The sequence below is a fragment of the Streptomyces sp. NPDC048002 genome (genome assembly GCF_040653275.1).
Lineage (GTDB): Bacteria > Actinomycetota > Actinomycetes > Streptomycetales > Streptomycetaceae > Streptomyces.
Genome location: NZ_JBEZNL010000050.1, coordinates 1 through 16,590 on the forward strand (window position 1 = coordinate 1; position 16,590 = coordinate 16,590).

17 protein-coding genes and 1 pseudogene are annotated in these 16,590 nt (G+C 71.6%); 8 read left to right on the forward strand and 10 right to left on the reverse strand.

All coding sequences use genetic code 11. The annotated features are described in order from the left end of the window. Positions 1–43 precede the first annotated feature (43 nt). Positions 44–1,183 (reverse strand): GNAT family N-acetyltransferase, encoded by a 1,140-nt coding sequence (locus AB0E07_RS35750; RefSeq protein WP_362261407.1) that lies wholly within the window; start codon positions 1,181–1,183, stop codon positions 44–46. A 225-nt stretch (positions 1,184–1,408) separates the two neighbouring features. After that, positions 1,409–1,774: a helix-turn-helix domain-containing protein gene (locus AB0E07_RS35755; RefSeq protein WP_362261409.1), complete on the reverse strand. Its 366-nt coding sequence runs from the start codon at positions 1,772–1,774 to the stop codon at positions 1,409–1,411. A gap of 105 nt (positions 1,775–1,879) precedes the next feature. On the opposite strand from AB0E07_RS35755, the gene AB0E07_RS35760 reads away from it, so the two are divergent. Then, positions 1,880–2,530, forward strand: a complete 651-nt coding sequence (locus AB0E07_RS35760; protein ID WP_362261411.1) for an NAD(P)H-dependent oxidoreductase — start codon at positions 1,880–1,882, stop codon at positions 2,528–2,530. Between the two features lie 75 nt (positions 2,531–2,605). Further along, complete coding sequence (locus AB0E07_RS35765; RefSeq protein ID WP_362261413.1) at positions 2,606–3,118, forward strand: hypothetical protein; 513 nt, start codon at positions 2,606–2,608, stop codon at positions 3,116–3,118. On the opposite strand, the gene AB0E07_RS35770 is transcribed toward AB0E07_RS35765, so the two are convergent. The 3 genes from AB0E07_RS35770 to AB0E07_RS35780 form a co-directional block, all read right to left on the reverse strand. After that, a complete protein-coding gene (locus tag AB0E07_RS35770; protein ID WP_362261415.1) occupies positions 3,113–3,715 on the reverse strand; it encodes a TetR/AcrR family transcriptional regulator in 603 nt (200 codons plus the stop codon). The two genes, AB0E07_RS35765 and AB0E07_RS35770, sit on opposite strands and share 6 nt — an antisense overlap. Before the next feature lie 31 nt (positions 3,716–3,746). Then, the gene (locus AB0E07_RS35775) at positions 3,747–5,804 is read right to left on the reverse strand and encodes a discoidin domain-containing protein (protein WP_362261417.1); all 2,058 of its coding nucleotides are present in this window, start codon (positions 5,802–5,804) and stop codon (positions 3,747–3,749) included. Between the two features lie 378 nt (positions 5,805–6,182). Continuing rightward, positions 6,183–6,599 carry a helix-turn-helix domain-containing protein gene (locus AB0E07_RS35780; RefSeq protein ID WP_362261419.1) on the reverse strand — a complete coding sequence of 139 codons (417 nt, stop codon included), beginning with the start codon at positions 6,597–6,599 and terminating at the stop codon, positions 6,183–6,185. Positions 6,600–6,785: 186 nt separating this feature from the next. Between AB0E07_RS35780 and AB0E07_RS35785 the strand changes: the two genes are divergently transcribed. Both AB0E07_RS35785 and AB0E07_RS35790 read left to right on the forward strand, forming a co-directional pair. Further along, a complete protein-coding gene (locus AB0E07_RS35785; protein WP_362261421.1) occupies positions 6,786–7,625 on the forward strand; it encodes a class I SAM-dependent methyltransferase in 840 nt (279 codons plus the stop codon). A 131-nt stretch (positions 7,626–7,756) separates the two neighbouring features. Beyond that, the gene (locus AB0E07_RS35790; RefSeq protein ID WP_362261423.1) at positions 7,757–8,026 is read left to right on the forward strand and encodes a hypothetical protein; all 270 of its coding nucleotides are present in this window, start codon (positions 7,757–7,759) and stop codon (positions 8,024–8,026) included. A gap of 60 nt (positions 8,027–8,086) precedes the next feature. Here the strand turns inward: AB0E07_RS35790 and AB0E07_RS35795 are convergent, their stop codons facing one another. Continuing rightward, positions 8,087–9,148 carry an N-acetylmuramoyl-L-alanine amidase gene (locus AB0E07_RS35795; protein WP_362261425.1) on the reverse strand — a complete coding sequence of 354 codons (1,062 nt, stop codon included), beginning with the start codon at positions 9,146–9,148 and terminating at the stop codon, positions 8,087–8,089. A gap of 254 nt (positions 9,149–9,402) precedes the next feature. Here AB0E07_RS35795 and AB0E07_RS35800 point away from each other — a divergent pair, with 254 nt between their 5' ends. Beyond that, entirely contained in the window at positions 9,403–10,572 is a 1,170-nt protein-coding gene (locus AB0E07_RS35800; protein ID WP_362261514.1) for an MFS transporter, read from the forward strand. Positions 10,573–10,649: 77 nt separating this feature from the next. Here AB0E07_RS35800 and AB0E07_RS35805 read toward each other — a convergent pair whose 3' ends face one another. Continuing rightward, entirely contained in the window at positions 10,650–11,255 is a 606-nt protein-coding gene (locus AB0E07_RS35805; RefSeq protein ID WP_362261427.1) for a DM13 domain-containing protein, read from the reverse strand. A 123-nt stretch (positions 11,256–11,378) separates the two neighbouring features. Here AB0E07_RS35805 and AB0E07_RS35810 point away from each other — a divergent pair, with 123 nt between their 5' ends. Next, on the forward strand, positions 11,379–12,113 hold the full coding sequence (locus AB0E07_RS35810; protein WP_362261429.1) for a maleylpyruvate isomerase family mycothiol-dependent enzyme: 735 nt from the start codon (positions 11,379–11,381) through the stop codon (positions 12,111–12,113). A 200-nt stretch (positions 12,114–12,313) separates the two neighbouring features. Here the strand turns inward: AB0E07_RS35810 and AB0E07_RS35815 are convergent, their stop codons facing one another. Beyond that, positions 12,314–12,691 carry a MarR family transcriptional regulator gene (locus tag AB0E07_RS35815; RefSeq protein WP_362261431.1) on the reverse strand — a complete coding sequence of 126 codons (378 nt, stop codon included), beginning with the start codon at positions 12,689–12,691 and terminating at the stop codon, positions 12,314–12,316. Positions 12,692–12,776: 85 nt separating this feature from the next. On the opposite strand from AB0E07_RS35815, the gene AB0E07_RS35820 reads away from it, so the two are divergent. Next, positions 12,777–14,258 carry an MFS transporter gene (locus AB0E07_RS35820; RefSeq protein ID WP_362261433.1) on the forward strand — a complete coding sequence of 494 codons (1,482 nt, stop codon included), beginning with the start codon at positions 12,777–12,779 and terminating at the stop codon, positions 14,256–14,258. A 74-nt stretch (positions 14,259–14,332) separates the two neighbouring features. Continuing rightward, a complete protein-coding gene (locus AB0E07_RS35825; protein ID WP_362261435.1) occupies positions 14,333–14,617 on the forward strand; it encodes a DUF6332 family protein in 285 nt (94 codons plus the stop codon). Here AB0E07_RS35825 and AB0E07_RS35830 read toward each other — a convergent pair. Both AB0E07_RS35830 and AB0E07_RS35835 read right to left on the reverse strand, forming a co-directional pair. Continuing rightward, positions 14,578–15,243 (reverse strand): response regulator transcription factor, encoded by a 666-nt coding sequence (locus AB0E07_RS35830; protein ID WP_362261437.1) that lies wholly within the window; start codon positions 15,241–15,243, stop codon positions 14,578–14,580. The two genes, AB0E07_RS35825 and AB0E07_RS35830, sit on opposite strands and share 40 nt — an antisense overlap. Next, a pseudogene (locus tag AB0E07_RS35835) lies at positions 15,240–16,478 on the reverse strand (sensor histidine kinase). The gene AB0E07_RS35830 and the pseudogene AB0E07_RS35835 overlap by 4 nt, the downstream one beginning before the upstream one ends. Between the last annotated feature and the right edge of the window lie 112 nt (positions 16,479–16,590).

Genomic DNA, 16,590 nt, shown 5'->3' on the forward strand with positions numbered 1-16,590 from the left:
GGACGGCCGCCCGTCCCGGTCCGCCGGGACGGGCGGCGGTGCCTCAGTGCGCGCGCTGCCGGTCGCCGCCGGGCTCGGCCCGGTGCCCGGAGCGCAGGGAGCCGACGGTCCGCAGCAGCCGGTCGGCCGGTTCCCGCAGCCGGGGGTGGGCGAGGACGGTGTTGCGCAGGCCCCGCACGGGCCGGCGCCATATGCGGTGTGCGGCCGCGACGGGATGCGGCCGGGTCGCGAACCCCTCCCCCACCCGCAGCTCGCGCGTCTTCAGCCAGTCCTTGTACTCCTTGTCGCCCCGTCCGAGGTCGATCAGCCGCACCCCGTGCCGGGCCGCCGCCTCCGCGGTGCGCAGATGCATCATCAGGCCGGGCGAGTAGTAGTGGAACTCGGGGTCGTAGGCGGTGAACCAGGCGGCGAGGACGGTGTTCGACCGCGGCCCGAAGTGGGCCGCGACGGGACGGTCACCGGCGTAGAGCACGGAGAGCACCCCGGTGAAGTGCTCCTCGCGCAGTTGGAACAGATGGTCCACCAGATCGACGATCCAGGGCCGGGCGAACCGGTCCATGCGGCCGGTCCTGCGGTACTGGGCGGACTTCCACCGCATCAGCCGGTGCAGGAGCCGGGGGTCCCGCTCGTCGAAGACGAACCGCACCTCGCCGATGTCGCGCGCCAGCCGGCGTTCCTTCTTCAGCGTGGTCTTGGCCTGGCCGGGGTAGGTGGCGCGCAGCCAGCCCGGGTAGTCGCCGTCGCCCGGCTCCAGGTCGATGACCGGGGAGGCGAACATCCCGGTGACGTAGCGGCCGAAGGGCTTCTGCTCCTCGACGAGATGGTCGAACTCGAAGCTGGCCAGTCCGCAGCCGCGCAGCAGTTCCTCGGTGTCCCAGATGACTCCCGGCCGGTGCACCAGGGCCTGGCGGTCGGAGAGGCCGAGCCCGATGGCCCGGCCGACACCGAGCAGGTTGCGTTCGTAGGGCAGGAAGCCCACCGGCTCGCCGCGTTCGTGCAGGACGCCGATCTGCACTCCGCTCCGGTGCCGTCCGACGCCGACGGCGAACTCCGGCGCGAGGAACGGGTTGGCGTACTCGGGCGACTCGTCCATGGCCCGGTGCCAGGCCGCGCGCAGCGAGGCGCTCAGCTCGCCGGGTCTGTGGACGGTGATGCCTGTGTCGGTGCCCGCCGTGGATCGCATGAGTGACCGCTCCCCCCAGTTCCCCCGGCGACGCGCGGTCCGCGTCAGCCACCTGTGGTGCCGGCTGCACGACCGGGATCGGAGCAGTCCGACAAGGATCAAACGTGGCGAAACCGCACGCAGACTGTCAAGACCGGCGGTCGTAAAGGAACGGCATGTTCGGGGCGACCGGCCCGTCCGGCCGGGGGTTCGGGTAGAGGACCTTCCGTTCTCCAGTGTGCCGTGTCAGCACGAGAACTTCTCCGCGCAGGGCTCCGGCAGGTGCCGCTCGGCCCACTGGGCGAGTTCGTTCAGCGCGGGCTCCAGCGCGGCCCCGGCCTCGGTGAGCCGGTACGAGACCCTCAGCGGCGGCCCCTCGTCGACCTCGCGCACCACGAGCCCGGCGGCCCCCAGCTCGGTCAGCCGGTCCGAGAGCATGCGCTCGCTGATGCCCGGGATCGCCCGGCGCAGCTCGGTGAAGTGGGCGGGCTGCCCCACCAGCACGGCCACGATCTGGCCGGTCCACCGCTTCCCGAGCAGCTGGAAGACGCGGGTGATCCCGGCGTCCACCTGCTTGCATGCCGACGCTTCGTGCATCTCCTCGACCGCCATGCCCCCAGAGTACTGCGCCGCCCCTAGCGGGTGAAAAAAAGTAAGTCCATGTGCTATCTATAGTTGAGTACGAAGTTCAAGCAGCTCACTCTTTGGAGTACCTTCATGGCCACCCTTCTGCACATCGACTCCTCGCTCTTCCCCGGTGCCGCCTCCTCCTCGCGCGCCGTGACCGCGGCGTTCCGGGCCGCCTGGCAGGAGCGGCACCCGCAGGGCACCGTGCTCTACCGGGACCTCTCCGCGGAGCCCGTGCCGCACCTCGGTGCGGACGCCCACACCGCCGGATTCGCCGATCCGGCCACGCACACCCCGGAGCAGACGGCCGCCTTCGCCGAGCGGCTGCGGCTGATCGAGGAACTGGAGCGGGCCGACGCCGTCCTGATCGGCGCGCCGATGTACAACCTGACGATCCCGTCCACCCTCAAGGCGTGGCTGGACAACGTGATCCTCTTCGGGCGCACGGCCGGCGAGACCCCGTCCGCCAAGGGCACCCCGGTCACCGTCGTGGCCAGCCGCGGCGGCTCCTACGCCCCGGGCACCCCGAAGGAGGAGTACGAGTACGTGCAGACCTATCTGCGGGCGACCCTGGCCGACATGCTGGCGCTCGACCTCGACTTCATCGTCCCGGAGCTGACCATGGCCCCGCACAACCCGGCCATGGCCTCCCTGATCCCGCTCTTCGAGTCCTCCCGGGAGCAGGCGCTCCAGGCCGCCGGCACCAAGGGCCAGAACCTCGCCGAGCGGCTCGCGGCGTAGCCCCGGCGCCGGTCCGGGCAACCGGCCGCGCCCGCTCACCGTCTCAGTGACCGAGACGAACGCGAGGAGGAACGCATGGCCATGGTCGGCCTGTTCTGGATCACCGAGGACTCGGTGTACGTGGGTGCCGAGCCGGCGGGGACGGCATCCGGGGTGCGCCTGTCCAAGGACGGGGTGGAAGCCCTGGGGGCCGGGCACGGCACCCGCTGGGGCTGGGAGGAGGTGGAGCGGATCGAGGTCGCCGACGTGGCCGTCCGCCCTCCGGTCCGCCGTTGGGCCTCGCAGACCTTCGACGCGGTGGCCACCGCGCTGACCGGCTTCGGAGACCAGCCGCCCGCGTTCACCGTACGGATCACCACCGCGGACGGCCCGGTCGAGGTGAGCGCGCACACGGCGATCGCCGGGGGGATCTACGGTCCGGTGGAGTACGAGCTGTCCCGCACCCTGCTGAACCGGCTCGTCGACGGCCGCTCCGACCTCGGTGAGCTGCTCACCTGGCGCCGCGACCGCGACGGTGACGCCAACCCCGGGCGCGAGGAGCGCGAGGCTCTCATGCTGCGGTGGGTCGCGGACCGCGACCCGTCATGAGTCCGGCGGGGCCACCAGGCTCGCCATGTGGGCGGTGACCGTGTCCAGGACCCCCGCCCAGGCGTCCTCGTCGCCCAGCACCAGGTAGTTGAGGGTCAGCCCGTCCGTCATCGCCGCCAGATAGCGCGCCAACACCGGTACGGGCACCCGGAGTCGGAGTTCCATGGTGGGGCTCAGCCCCTCGATCAGCTCGGCGTAGGTGTCGCGGTACAACTCGTGCTGGCGTCGGGCCAGATGCTCGAACCCGGGCTGACGCAGGGCGTACTGGGTGAGTTCGTAGGTGAGCATGTGCTCGTCCGGGTGGGCGCGCACATGGTCCCAGTACGCCTGGAGACCGGCCCGTACGGTCTCCTGGAGTGTGGCCCTGGGGCGCAGGGCGTCCTTCACCAGGGTGACGTAGTGGTCGGTGATGGTGGTGATGACGGACTCGACCAGGGCCTGCTTGGAGTCGAAGCAGTAGTGGAACACGCTGAGGGACACGCCGGCCTCGGCGGCGATGGACCGGGTCGTCGTCCTGGCGACGCCGTCCCGGGCCATCGCCCTGATCGCCGCTTCCGTCAGCTGCTGACGCCGTTCCGCCGACGGCCTGCGTGCCATGTGCGTGTCCCTCGTGCTCGTGTACCGGGCCTCAGTTGCTGTGGACGCTCACCTCGTGCAGCGAGTACCCCCATGGGGTACCGCGTTCCAGCCCGAGGACGCGAACATAGCGTGCCGGAGTGCCGTCGAACCGTGCCGTGTCGAGCCCGCCGTCCCCGGCGGCGGTGGACCAGGCGGTCCGCCAGCTCACGCCGTCGGTGGAGAGTTCGATCCGGTACGACTTGGCGTAGGCGCGCTCCCAGTCGAGGGTGACCCTGCCGACGCGGTGGGTGGCGCCCAGGTCGATCCGCAGCCACTGGTCGTCGCTCCAGTCGCTGGCCCACCGGGTGCCGGTGTCACCGTCCACGGCCCGGCCGGGCGCGTAGCTGGTGAACAGCGACCACTCCGACGAACTCGCCGTCGCCGGAGCGCTCTTGGCGAGGTTCACCGAGGACTGGTGCCGCTCCGAGGCACCCCAGGTGTCCAGGTAGGACTCGGCGCCGCGGAAGAGGTCGTCGACGACGGACTGCCCGCCGACCTTGCGCATGTCCTCGATCCAGTCCGGCACCAGACCGTAGTGCGCGGCGCCGTCGGTGTTGAGGTCCCAGGTGCGCTGTCCGGTGGTCTGCCGGTCGATGACGGAACCGCCGTCGACACTGGTGAAGGGGTACGTGACCTTGTTCGGCGCGTCCGCTCCGCGCGGTCCCGGCCAGCCTCCGACACCGTTCATGTCGGTGCCGTAGGCGTAGCCCCGGTCGTACTTGTCGCGCAGCGACTCGGTGCGGGCGGCCTCGGCGACGAAGCCCTCGGAGCCGTGCATGTACTGGGCGATGAAGCCGCCCAGACCGTAGACCCGCTCGGTCCAGTCCATGTCCATCCAGCTGTGCGAGGAGAGCACGCCCGGGTAGGACTCGGCCTCGAAGATGTCGAGCGCCCGGCCGGTGGCCTTGACGCTCATGTGGTCGATCTCCAGCATCATCTTGCGTTTCATCATGCCGCGCACGGCGTACTCACCGAGTTCGGTGAGCCCCCGCACGTTGCACTGCGCGCCGGCGCTGTACGAGGGGACGTCGACGCCGGCCGGGAGCTCCGACTCCGCCTCGGCGGCCGTGGCGTTGCCGATCGGGTTGTCGGCCTGCGGTCCGGTGCACTGTTCCGTCTTCCAGAACGTGCCGGTGGACAGGAACTGGCCGACGTTGATGGCGGTGCCGAGCGTCCCGGAGTCGAAGCGGACCCCGCAGAGCGCGTTGTCGAACTTGTGGCACAGGAACATGCTGCGCACGCCCAGCGCGTGGAGTTCGTCGAGCCCCTTGTCGATGTCCTCCTTGTCGCACTGCGCGATGTCGAGGACCTGCTTGCACCCGAAGGGCTCGGAGGTCTCCACGCCCAAGATGACCGCCAGTTTGCCCTGCTCGATCACCTGACGGGCCTGCGCACTGTCGGTGACGATCCGGAACCAGCCCTTTCCGGTGCCGCCGTACATCTTGTCGATGTACGCCTGGAGGTCGTAACTCAGCTTCGCCTGGAGGCGGATGGAGGTCATCTCGTCGCAGGAGCGGTCCTTGAAGAAGTAGACCGAGCAGATCACGCCGTTGGTGACGAGGTCGTTGACCATGACGCGCTGGCCGCCGCGCCAGGCGCGCTCGATCCAGGCGTAGTAGTTCTGCTGGTGCGTCAGCGAGTCGTGGGCGGGCCAGTCCTTGAAGGTGGGCCAGCCGGCCGGATCGTGCTTGCCGTCACCGCCGTTGGTGATGAAGTCGAAGATCGCGAGCGAGCCGTCCGGGTAGTGCTCGGGACAGTCCTTCAGGGCGTCCGCGACACCGGCTTCGGAGAAGGTCTTGCCGCAGATCAGCCGGCCGCCGAACGCCTCGTTGGAGAAGAGGTGGTTGTGCAGGTCGGCGAAGCCGCGCACCTCGCCCTGGGCGTTGGTGCCGGTGAACGGCTCGCCGGTGACGTTGATCTGGGAGTCGGGCGCGGGCCGCGCGGTCGGCAGCCACCAGTCGGTGCCGGCCGCGGAGCTCGGCGCGGGGCCGAGCAGCAGGGCCAGCACCAGGAGGAGCAGCGACGCGACGGTGACGTCCTTGCGCCTGCGGTACGGGAGTCGAGCCATGGGCCACCCTCCTGGAACGGCATGACGAAATTGTCATGACCAGCCCAATCTGTGGGTCGAGGATGACGACTGGCTGATTCCGAGTCAAGAGTCCGGGACACATGACCTGATAGGGGAACGCGGCGGCGCTCGCGGGACCAGGGCGTGTTTCGAAAGTCCCGTCGTCCGCCCGGAGGGCGGGCCCCGCGGCGTCGTGGGGGTACCTCCCGGTCGAGCGCAGCCGAGACCGGGGGAGCGTGCGATCGCAAGGCGCCGGAGCGCCCTCATAGCGGAGCTATTCGGGCGTTTCGGCAACGCGGCTGGGGGTCCCCCTCTGGGGGAGTGCGTGCCAGGCGTCGCGGGGCAGGCGGGACTTTCGAAACACGCCCTGGGGCAGCCCTAGGTGCCGGTCCTCCCGCGGGACGCGCCCGCCCCGGCCGCCCGGAGGAGGCGGCGGAAGGTGGGGCACTCCAGGTGGCTGGGTGCCGGACAGGCGGCGGCGTGCCGCAGGGAGTCGCGCAGGACGCCCAGTTCCCTGATCCTCGCCTCCAGTTCGTCCGCCTTCGCGGTGAGCATTCCGCGGTCGAGGTCCGGCCGCCCGTCCGGGGCGAACATGCGGGCGATCTCGTCGAGCGAGAACCCGGCGGTGCGGCCGAGGGCGATCAGCGCCAGCCGCTGGAGCACCCCGGGGTCGTACTGGCGGCGCAGGCCGCGCCTGCCGGTGGGGGCGATCAGCCCCCTCTCCTCGTAGTACCGCAGGGTGGAGGCGGGCAGCCCGGCACGGCGGGCCACCTCGGAGATGTCCAGATCCGTCATGGGGTGACCTCGCGTCTCGTTGCCCTCGGACCGGGCGTCCCGGGATCGGGCGCACTGACATCGGCCGTACTGGGATCGGCCGTACCGGGATCGGCCGTACCGGGATCGGGTTGACTTCAAGTCGGCTTGAAGTAGCACGCTGTCATCCCCGCACGGCGACGGCAAGAACGGGAGACGATGGTGAGCATGACGCACGGAACCGAGAACGAGCAGTCGGCCCGCTGGAACGGACGGGCCGGGAACGTCTGGGTCGAGGAGCAGACCCTGCTCGACCGGCTGCTCGGGCCCATGGAGGAGCCGGTCCTGGCGGCGGTGCCCGCCGGACACGGGGGCCGGGTCCTCGATGTCGGCTGCGGCACCGGCGGCACCACGGTGGCGGTGGCCCAGCGCCTCGGCACGGAGGGCCGCTGCCTCGGCGTGGACATCTCGGAGCCGATGATCGCCGCCGCGCGGGAGCGTGCCGAGCGGGAGGGCGTGCCGGCGTCCTTCCTGCGGGCCGACGCCCAGGCGCACGCCTTCGAGCCCGGCACCTTCGACACGATCGTCTCCCGGTTCGGCGTGATGTTCTTCGACGACCCCGTCCGCGCCTTCGCCAATCTGCGGCGCGCGGCCGAGGACGGCGCCCGGCTCCGGTGCGTGGTGTGGCGCGGCGCCGAGGACAACCCCTTCATGACCACGGCCGAGCGCGCCGCGGCACCGCTCCTTCCCGACCTGCCCGCCCGCAGCCCGGACGGACCGGGCCAGTTCGCCTTCGCGGACCCGGACAGGGTCCGGAACGTGCTCACGCGGAGCGGGTGGGCCGAGGCCGACATCGTGCCGTTCGACGCGCCCTGTTCCCTGCCCACGGCGGATCTCGTCCGCTACTTCACCCGGCTCGGTCCGCTGGGCCAGTTCATGCCGGACGTGCCCGAGGAGGTCCGGCCCCGGCTAGTCGAGACGGTCCGCGCCGCCTTCGAACCCTTCGTGCACGGCCCCGAGGTCCGCTTCGTCGCCGCCGGCTGGACGGTCGACGCGCGGGCCCGTTAACGCTCGACGCGCGGGCCCGTCAACGCTCGACGCGCGGGCCCGTCAATGGACACGGCCCCGGCCTCGGCGCCGTCTACCATGCGAACTCCCGCCCGCGGCACGCACGGCGGCACGCCTCAGGGACGGAGACCATGGACGACGACGCGATCACGATCAGACTGAGCAGGGACCAGGCCCTCGTACTGTCGGACTGGCTCTACGAAGTCGTCTTCCAGTCCGACGACTTGGCCGGGATCGTGCCCGACCCCGCCGTCTGGTCCCCGATCCACACGATCTCGGGCACGCTGGACACCACGCTGCCGGACCTCTTCATGCCGGAGTACGGCTCCCGCGTGGCGGCCGCGAAGGAGCGCCTGCGCGCGGGCGGGTACGAGGAGTTGCGGCCGGCGCCGGAGGTGTGACCGCCGGCGCCCGCTCGGCAGCGGGCGCCGCAGGATCGATCCGGACCGGGACCGTCCAGGTCAACTCTCCTTCCACACCAGCACGGTGAGCACCACGCTCGCCACCGTGACCGGCACATCGGCCTGGTTCAGCAGCCGTACCCGCATGCTGCGGCCCGAGCGCAGCCGCTTGGTGAGGGGCAGGATCGCGAAGGTGTCCCCGTTCGTGGCGGAGATCTCGTGGATCGGATGGTCCGCGCGGTGCTCGGCGCCCTCGAACTCGGACATGCGGACCTGGACGACCCCGTCGGCGGGCAGGCCGTCGATCCGCAGGCTGATCGAGCCCGTGAAGCGGGCGGGGCCACGGGCGAACACACTGCCGCCCGTAGCGTGGTCGCCGGTCTCGTCCGTCCACTCGGCGGTGAGCTCGATCGAGTCCCAGACGCCGGGCGCGAGTTCGTAGGGGTCGGCGATACCGAGGTTCACGTACTGGGGCATGGGCTCGTCTCCTTCCCACACCCCGGCCGGAAGGCGCAGGCATGCGGCGAGGTCGCTGCGGAAGTCCTTCATGTCGAAGCCTCGCGGGTCCGGCTTCCAGTCCGACCACTCCAGGTGGCCGATGGCACTCTTCGCGCTCCAGCCGTGCGCACGGCAGATCCCCGCGGTCGCCTTCACCATGGCGACGTACTGGACGCGGGGCCACGGGTCGTTCCCGTCGCCCTCGTTCTCGCACTCCCAGCCGTAGAACCGGGCGTTGCCGTCGACCGCGCCGGCGCTGCCCTCGTGCTCGTTCGTGGGCGGCGGGTGGGCGCCGTAGGACTCGTTGATCACGGCGGCGAGTACATCGGGGTCACCGCCCCCGGCGTGGTTGGCGCGGCCGTTGCCGGTGAGGTGGACGGTGCCGTCCTTGGTGATGCAGCCGGTGGCCAGCGGGCCCGGCAGGGCGCTGTGCCCGTGGAAGATCAGCCCGACCACGTCGTCCCCGGGGCCGGTGACGGTGTGGTGGACCATCACACCGTGCACGGGCCCCCAAGGGCCCACATGGTTACGGTTGTTGGTGCGCCAGCCGCTGACCTCGCGGACGGCGCAGCCCTCCGCGCGCAGTGCGGCGACCAGCGGGCCGGCATTGAGTGGCGTGGCCATGTTCGAGGCCCCCTTTCCCTGCTCGGTGCCGAGGCACCGAGCATGTTCCTGCCCGCAGGTACGCAGGGGTACGCCATGACACTCACGTACGAGCGCTCCCCACGACGTGCGCCCCGCCCTCGCCGGACCGTGAGCCTCCGTCCCGCCCTCGCCGGACCGTGAGCCTCGTCTCCCGGACCGCCCTTGCCCTCACCCCGCCCCCTCCTTAACCTGAGTTTGTGCCGCAAATAAACAAACCCAGCTCGCACAGCGTTGTGCCGGGCACCGCCACCGACCTCAGCCGCCTCCGGATCGCCCTCACCGTCTTCTTCGCGCTCGACGGCTTCGTCTTCGCCGGCTGGGTGGTCCGCATCCCCGCGATCAAGGAGCAGGTCGACGCCTCGGCCGGCACCCTGGGACTCGCCCTGCTCGGCGTCTCGGCGGGCGCGGTCGTCACCATGACGCTCACCGGTCGCCTGTGCCGCCGCTACGGCAGCCACCCGGTCACCGTCGTCTGCGCGGTTCTGCTCTCGCTGAGCGTCGCACTGCCCCCGCTCACCCACTCCGTGCCGGCCCTCACCGCGGTGCTGCTGCTCTTCGGCGCCGCTTACGGCGGGATCAACGTCGCCTTCAACAGCGCCGCCGTCGACCTCGTCACCGCGCTGGGCCGGCCGATCATGCCCAGCTTCCATGCCGCGTTCAGCCTGGGCGGGATGGTCGGCGCGGGGCTCGGCGGACTGGTCGCGGGCAGCGTCTCCCCCACCCGGCATCTGCTCGGGCTCACCGTGATCGGTCTGCTGGTGACCCTCTTCGCGGGGCGTGTCCTGCTGCGCACCGAACCTCCCCGGCCCCCGGCGGTCCAGGCCCCTACGGAGCGGGGCACCGGGCGGCTCGACCGGCGGACCCGGGGCCTGGTCGCCGTCTTCGGCCTGATCGCCCTGTGCACGGCGTACGGCGAGGGCGCCATGGCCGACTGGGGCGCGCTCCATCTGGAACAGGACCTGGACGCGTCGCCGGGGCTCGCGGCGGTGGGTTACTCGTGTTTCGCGCTCGCCATGACGCTCGGGCGGCTGTCGGGGTCGGTCCTGCTGGAGCGGTTCGGCCGGACCCGTACCGTCGTCCTCGGCGGCGGGACCGCGGCCGTCGGGATGCTGTTCGGGGCGCTCAGCCCGTTCGTGTGGACCACCCTCGTCGGATTCGCCGTCACGGGCCTCGGACTCGCCAACCTCTTCCCGGTAGCCATCGAGCGCGCCGGAGCGCTCGCCGGTCCGAGCGGGGTCGCCACCGCCTCCACGCTGGGCTACGGCGGCATGCTCCTCGGCCCGCCCGCGATCGGCTTCATGGCCGAGTGGTTCTCCCTGCCCACGGCACTGACCAGCGTCGCGCTCCTGGCCGCCGTCGCGGCGGCGATCGGCTTCTCGACTCGGCGGGTGTCGACGGCCTGAGGATTACGGACCGGGTGCCGGGCCCACCGGTGCCCGCGCGTCGGCCCGCGCCTTCCCCTCGCCCCGCCGGGAGGTGCTCAGGCCCGCGCCAGCTCCGCCGCGCCGAAGGACACGTCGAAGCGGTCGCACCAGATGCTGACGCTGCTGTACCGCGTCAGATCGAGGTCGGCCGGGACGGTGTAGTTCTGGCTTCCCTTGTTGCCCTTGAGCTTGCCGAGGCTGATGTGGCGCCCGTCGTCGAAGACCCGCCAGCCGGCCGTGCCCTCCTTCACCGGCGCGTCGGTGAGCAGGACCCGCAGGTCGGGGCCGTTGCTGGTGTCGAGGTCCTCCAGGCGGACGACATGGGAGCCGTCAGCCAACCGGACGAGCTTCACGCTGCCCGAGGTGTCGTGCTCGTGGCTGATCAGGTCGCCCTGCGCGAGGGTCAGTGGACCCGCGTCAGGCGTTCCGGTCGCGGGCGCGCCGGTCTCGGACGTACCCGTCTCGGACGTACCCGTCTCGGACGTACCCGTCTCGGACGTACCGGTCGGGGGCGCCGCGCTGCCGACCGCGACGGGCAGGGCCTCGTCCACCGTCTCGTCCTGCCACAGCTTCCACGGCTGGAACCAGTACAACCCGAATCCGACACCCGCGAGCGCCACCACCAGCACTCCGACGATCCACGACTTCCGCACGCGCCCCATGATCCGTCCCCGATTCCCGAGAGTTCCGTTCGCCCCCATTCCAACGGATCACCCGCCCCTGCCGCAGCACCGATCCGATGACGAAACTCTTACGTCGGCATTCCGTCAGGCAGACTCGGCCGCATGAAGACCGCCGATTTCATCGACATCCTGTACCGCGAGGGCGAGTTGCTCGCCTCGGCCGCCGAACGGGCGGGCACCGGCGCCAAGGTGCCCACCTGCCCTCAGTGGCAGGTACGGGACCTGCTCCAGCACACGGGGGCCGTGCACCGCTGGGCCACCGCGTTCGTGGCGACGCCCCACACCGCGTACCAGCCCTTCGAGGACCACCCCGCGCTGGACGGCGCCGAGTTGATCGCCTGGTTCCGCGCGGGACACCGCACCTTGGTGGACACGCTCACCGCGGCCGGGCCCGACCTCCAGTGCTGGCACTTTCTGCCCGCGCCGTCGCCGCTCGCGTTCTGGGCCCGGCGCCAGACGCACGAGACCACGATCCACCGTCTCGACGCGGAGTCGGCGCACGGCGGCACGCCCACCGCGATCGACCCCGCCGTCGCCGCCGACGGCATCGACGAACTCCTCCTCGCCTTCCACGCCCGCGCCAAGAGCCGCGTCCGCAGCACCGAACCCCGGGTCCTGCGGGTACGGGCCACGGACGCGGACGACGCGGTGTGGACCGTACGGCTGTCGGAGGAACCGCCAGCCGCGGTGCGGGGGCACGGCGGGGAGGCGGACTGCGAGGTGGCGGGGCCGGTCGCGCAGTTGTACCCGGCCCTGTGGAACCGGGTGCCGTTCCTGGAGGTGACCGGGGACGCCTCGGTGGCGGAGCTGTGGCGGGAGAAGTCCGGCATCGTCTGAGGCCGGACGACGACGCGCATGGCCGCCGGTACGGGCAGGGGCGGCCACGCACGTCAGGTGACACCGCATGCGGATCGCCCGTGGCCCAACCCTGGAGTTCAGCCGTGTCCGAACCCTGGAGTGCCGAACCCTGGAGTTCCGCCGTGTCCGAACCCTGGAGTGCCGAACCCTGGAGTTCCGCCGTGACTGAACCCTGGAGTTCAGCCCGCGAGCATCCTCGTCAGCACCGCCCGCTGCACCGGCAACGCCGCTCCGTGCAGCGCGCGCCCCTTCGCCGTGAGCGCGACCTTCACTCCGCGCCGGTCCTCGGGGCACATGTGGCGGTCGACGAGACCGTCCTTCTCCAGCCGGGCGATCAGCCGCGAGAGCGCGCTCTGGCTCAGGTGGACATGCTCGGCGATCTCCTGCACGCGCTGTGCGCAGTCACCGCCCGCGAGCACGTCGAGGACCTCGAAGTCGCTTCCGCACAAGCCGTGTTGACCGAGGGCGCGGTCGAGCTCGCACTGGGTGCGCGCGTGCAGGCTGAGGATGTCCCGCCACTGGTCCACGAGCGCCTGCTCGGCCTTCTTCGCCGCCATGGCCGCACCGTAGCAGAGAACCGAGTTTGTTGCATCGGAATTAAATGCATTTGCATTCTATGCATGCGCATGTAGTGTCTGCGCCATGACCTCTCCGCTCACCGCTCCGACGTCAGAAGGACGTTGGACGCCCCGACTGTGGGGCACCCTCCTGGTGCTCTGCGCCGCGATGTTCCTCGACGCCCTGGACGTCTCGATGGTCGGCGTCGCCCTGCCGTCCATCGGCGAGGACCTGGGCCTCTCCACCTCGACCCTGCAATGGATCGTCAGCGGCTACATCCTCGGCTACGGCGGACTGCTGCTCCTCGGCGGACGCGCCGCCGACCTGCTGGGCCGACGCCAGGTCTTCCTGGTCGCCCTCGGCGTCTTCGCGCTCGCCTCCCTGCTCGGCGGGCTGGTGGACTCCGGCCCGCTGCTGATCGCCAGCCGCTTCATCAAGGGCCTGAGCGCGGCCTTCACCGCCCCCGCCGGCCTGTCCATCATCACCACGACCTTCGCCGAGGGCCCGCTGCGCAACCGGGCCCTGGCCATCTACACCACCTGCGCCGCCACCGGCTTCTCCATGGGCCTGGTCCTGTCCGGACTGCTCACCGAGGCCAGTTGGCGGCTGACCATGCTGCTGCCCGCGCCGATCGCCCTGATCGCGCTGGTGGCGGGCCTGAAACTGCTGCCGCGCAGCGCCCGCGAGAAGGACCACAACGGGTACGACATCCCCGGCGCCGTCCTCGGCACCGCCTCGATGCTCCTGCTGGTGTTCACCGTCGTCCAGGCACCCGAGACCGGCTGGGTCACCGCCCGCACGCTGCTGTCCTTCCTCGCCGTCGCCGTCCTGCTGACCGCGTTCGTCCTGGTCGAACGCCGCTCCCCCGGCCCCCTGATCAGGCTCGGCGTGCTCCGTTCGGGCAACCAGATCCGCGCCCAGCTCGGCGCCCTCGCCTTCTTCGGCTCGTACGTCGGATTCCAGTTCCTGACCACCCTCTACATGCAGTCCCTGCTCGGCTGGTCCGCGCTGCACACGGCACTCGCCTTCCTCCCGGCGGGCGCGCTGGTGGCGCTCTCCTCGACGAAGGTCGGCTCGATCGTCGACCGCTTCGGCACCCAGCGCCTGATCGCGGCGGGCTTCGCCCTCATGGTCGTCGGGTACGCGCTCTTCCTCCGCATCGACCTCGACCCGGTGTACGCGGCGACCGTCCTGCCGTCGATGCTGCTCATCGGCGCGGCCTGCGCCCTGGTCTTCCCCTCGCTCAACATCCAGGCCACCAACGGCGTCGACGACCACGAGCAGGGCATGGTCTCGGGCCTGCTCAACACCTCGGTGCAGGTCGGCGGCGCGATCTTCCTCGCCGTGGTGACCGCGGTGGTGACCGCCGGCGCGCCGGACGACCCCACCCCGCAGGCGATCCTCGACAGCTACCGCCCCGGCTTCGTGGTGGTGGCGGGCGTCGCCGTCGCCGGACTGCTGATCACCCTGACCGGCCTGCGCGGCAGGCGCCCGCGCCGGTCCGTCGTGGTCGCCCAGTCCACCGTGCTGGAGGCGGAGCCGGACCGGGTTCCGGTCCGCGACTGACGGGGCCGCCTCCGTCGAGGGTGCCCGGCCGGGGTCGCTTGCCCGGCCGGGCACCCGCCTGTTCGACTGGACGGATGAGCGTGCACGGGGGACGACGCGACAAGGCCGCACAGGACGCGTTCGTGGTCGAGTTGGGATACGCGCTGTGCAGCGCCCTGTTCGCCGCCGCGGTGGTCTTCGGGGCGGTTGCCGGATCCGCGCTCCTCTTCACTCTGCCGGAGCGGGTGGCAGGGGCTCTGATGCTGAGCGGCAAGGTGTTCGCGGCGCTGCTCTTCGTCGGCCGGGTGATCAGCGTCATGGTCCGCTTCGGCCCGTCGGCTCAGCCCAGCCAGCCCGGCCGCACCAACCCCGACTCGTAGGCGAGTACGACGAGTTGGGCCCGGTCACGGGCGCCCAGCTTCACCATCGCGCGGCTGACGTGCGTCTTGGCGGTAAGCGGGCTGACCACGAGCCGCCGGGCGATCTCGTCGTTCGACAGCCCCATGCCCACCAGGGCCATCACCTCCCGCTCCCGCTCGGTGAGCTCGACGAGCGCGTCGGCCCCCGCGGGCTCCTTGGAACGGGCGGCGAACTCGGAGATCAGCCGCCGGGTGACCCCGGGTGAGAGCAGCGCGTCCCCGTCGACCACGGCCCTTACGGCGCGCAGGAGTTCGTCCGGCTCGGTGTCCTTGACCAGGAATCCGGACGCCCCGGACCGGATGGCCTCGAAGACGTACTCGTCCAGTTCGAAGGTCGTGAGCATCACCACCCTCACCCCGGCGAGCCGTTCGTCCTCGGTGATCCGCCGGGTCGCGGCCAGACCGTCCAGCACGGGCATCCGGATGTCCATCAGGACGACGTCGGGGACCAGTTCACCCACCGCGCGCAGCGCCTGAGCCCCGTCAACGGCCTCACCGGCCACCTCGATGTCCGGCTGCGCGTCGAGCAGCGCCCGGAAGCCGGCCCGCACCAGTGACTGGTCGTCGGCGAGCAGTACGCGGATCACCGGTCGTCCTCCTTCACGGTGAGCGGCAGCACGGCGAGCACCCGGAAGCCCCCGTCGGCCCGCGCGCCCGCCTCGATGGTGCCACCGAGAGCCGCGGCCCGCTACCGCATCCCGGCGAGGCCGTTGCCGCTGCCACCCGCGTCGGCGCCGGTTGCGGGACCGTCGTCGTCGACCCGGATCCGGAACGCCCCGCCATCGTGCTCCAGGCGCACCCGCGCGTGCCGCGATCCTGAGTGCCGCACGACGTTGGTGAGCGCCTCCTGGACGATCCGGAAGGCAGCGAGGTCGGTGCCGGGCGGCAGGGGTGGCGGTGTGCCGCGCACCTCCACCGTCAGCCCGGTCCGGGCCGCCTGGTCGACCAGCTCGGCCAGCCGGTCCAGTCCGGGCGCGGGCACGCGCGGCGCGTCACCCGGCGCCCGCAGCGTGTCGAGCACCTGCCGGACCTCGCCGAGTGCCTCCTTGCTCTGGGCCTTGATGGTGGTCAGCGCCGTGCGGGCCTGCTCGGGGTCGGAGTCGAGCAGCGCGAGTCCCACCCCCGCCTGGACATTGATGACGGAGATGCTGTGCGCCAGCACGTCATGGAGTTCCCGGGCGATCCGCAGGCGTTCCTCGTCGGCCCGCCGCCGCGCGGCCTGCGCCCGCTCGGCCCGCTCCCGCTCCCACTGCTCCCGACGGGCACGGGCGAGTTCCGACACCGCAGCGACGGCGAGCGCCCAGGCCGCGACCACGCCCTCCTGCCCCCAGGGGGCGGCGGAGTCCCCGTCCGGCGGCAGCCACTGGTACAGCCAGTGCGCGACCAGTACGTGCCCGGCCCACAGGGCGCCCATGGCAGCCCACGCGGCTCGGCGATGACCGGCGACGATCGCACCGAAGCAGGCGATCGCGACGATGAGGAAGACCGGCCCGTACGGATATCCCGCGCCGAGATAGACCAGGGCCGCGGCCGCCGTACCGAAGACGACGGCGACCGGATGCCGACGTCGCCACAGGAGCAGCAGCCCCGCCACCACGAGCAGCACGCGCGCGAAGGCGTCGAGGCCCACGCGCTCCCCGGTCTGTTCCTCGGCGGCGAAGTGCGTACCGGCGAGCACGAGGACCGTGACCAGCAGGGTGGAGCGCCAGGGCCATCGCCGTGGCGCCCCCTGCCGCCACCACGGGGGCCCGCTCCGCCACCACGGGGGCCCGCCGCGCCACCAGTGCGGCGGACCGGCCTCGGGCGCGCGCTGTTCCTCCATGCCCGCCACGCTAGACGCGGCCTGCGCCGTGCCGCGTCACCCTCGCGTGGTGATCACACGTACTCCCGGGGAAGTACGCCCGCGCGCCGAGCAGAACCTACCGGTGGGCTCG

Coding starts and splice junctions, on each gene's coding strand:
- AB0E07_RS35795 (WP_362261425.1), bottom strand. CDS start 9,148: ATGGCCACGCCACTCAATGCCGGCCCGCTGGTCGCCGCACTGCGCGCG.
- AB0E07_RS35780 (WP_362261419.1), bottom strand. CDS start 6,599: ATGACGGATCTGGACATCTCCGAGGTGGCCCGCCGTGCCGGGCTGCCC.
- AB0E07_RS35765 (WP_362261413.1), top strand. CDS start 2,606: ATGGCCATGGTCGGCCTGTTCTGGATCACCGAGGACTCGGTGTACGTG.
- AB0E07_RS35775 (WP_362261417.1), bottom strand. CDS start 5,804: ATGGCTCGACTCCCGTACCGCAGGCGCAAGGACGTCACCGTCGCGTCG.
- AB0E07_RS35760 (WP_362261411.1), top strand. CDS start 1,880: ATGGCCACCCTTCTGCACATCGACTCCTCGCTCTTCCCCGGTGCCGCC.
- AB0E07_RS35815 (WP_362261431.1), bottom strand. CDS start 12,691: ATGGCGGCGAAGAAGGCCGAGCAGGCGCTCGTGGACCAGTGGCGGGAC.
- AB0E07_RS35825 (WP_362261435.1), top strand. CDS start 14,333: ATGAGCGTGCACGGGGGACGACGCGACAAGGCCGCACAGGACGCGTTC.
- AB0E07_RS35750 (WP_362261407.1), bottom strand. CDS start 1,183: ATGCGATCCACGGCGGGCACCGACACAGGCATCACCGTCCACAGACCC.
- AB0E07_RS35785 (WP_362261421.1), top strand. CDS start 6,786: ATGACGCACGGAACCGAGAACGAGCAGTCGGCCCGCTGGAACGGACGG.
- AB0E07_RS35820 (WP_362261433.1), top strand. CDS start 12,777: ATGACCTCTCCGCTCACCGCTCCGACGTCAGAAGGACGTTGGACGCCC.
- AB0E07_RS35755 (WP_362261409.1), bottom strand. CDS start 1,774: ATGGCGGTCGAGGAGATGCACGAAGCGTCGGCATGCAAGCAGGTGGAC.
- AB0E07_RS35805 (WP_362261427.1), bottom strand. CDS start 11,255: ATGGGGCGCGTGCGGAAGTCGTGGATCGTCGGAGTGCTGGTGGTGGCG.
- AB0E07_RS35810 (WP_362261429.1), top strand. CDS start 11,379: ATGAAGACCGCCGATTTCATCGACATCCTGTACCGCGAGGGCGAGTTG.
- AB0E07_RS35770 (WP_362261415.1), bottom strand. CDS start 3,715: ATGGCACGCAGGCCGTCGGCGGAACGGCGTCAGCAGCTGACGGAAGCG.
- AB0E07_RS35790 (WP_362261423.1), top strand. CDS start 7,757: ATGGACGACGACGCGATCACGATCAGACTGAGCAGGGACCAGGCCCTC.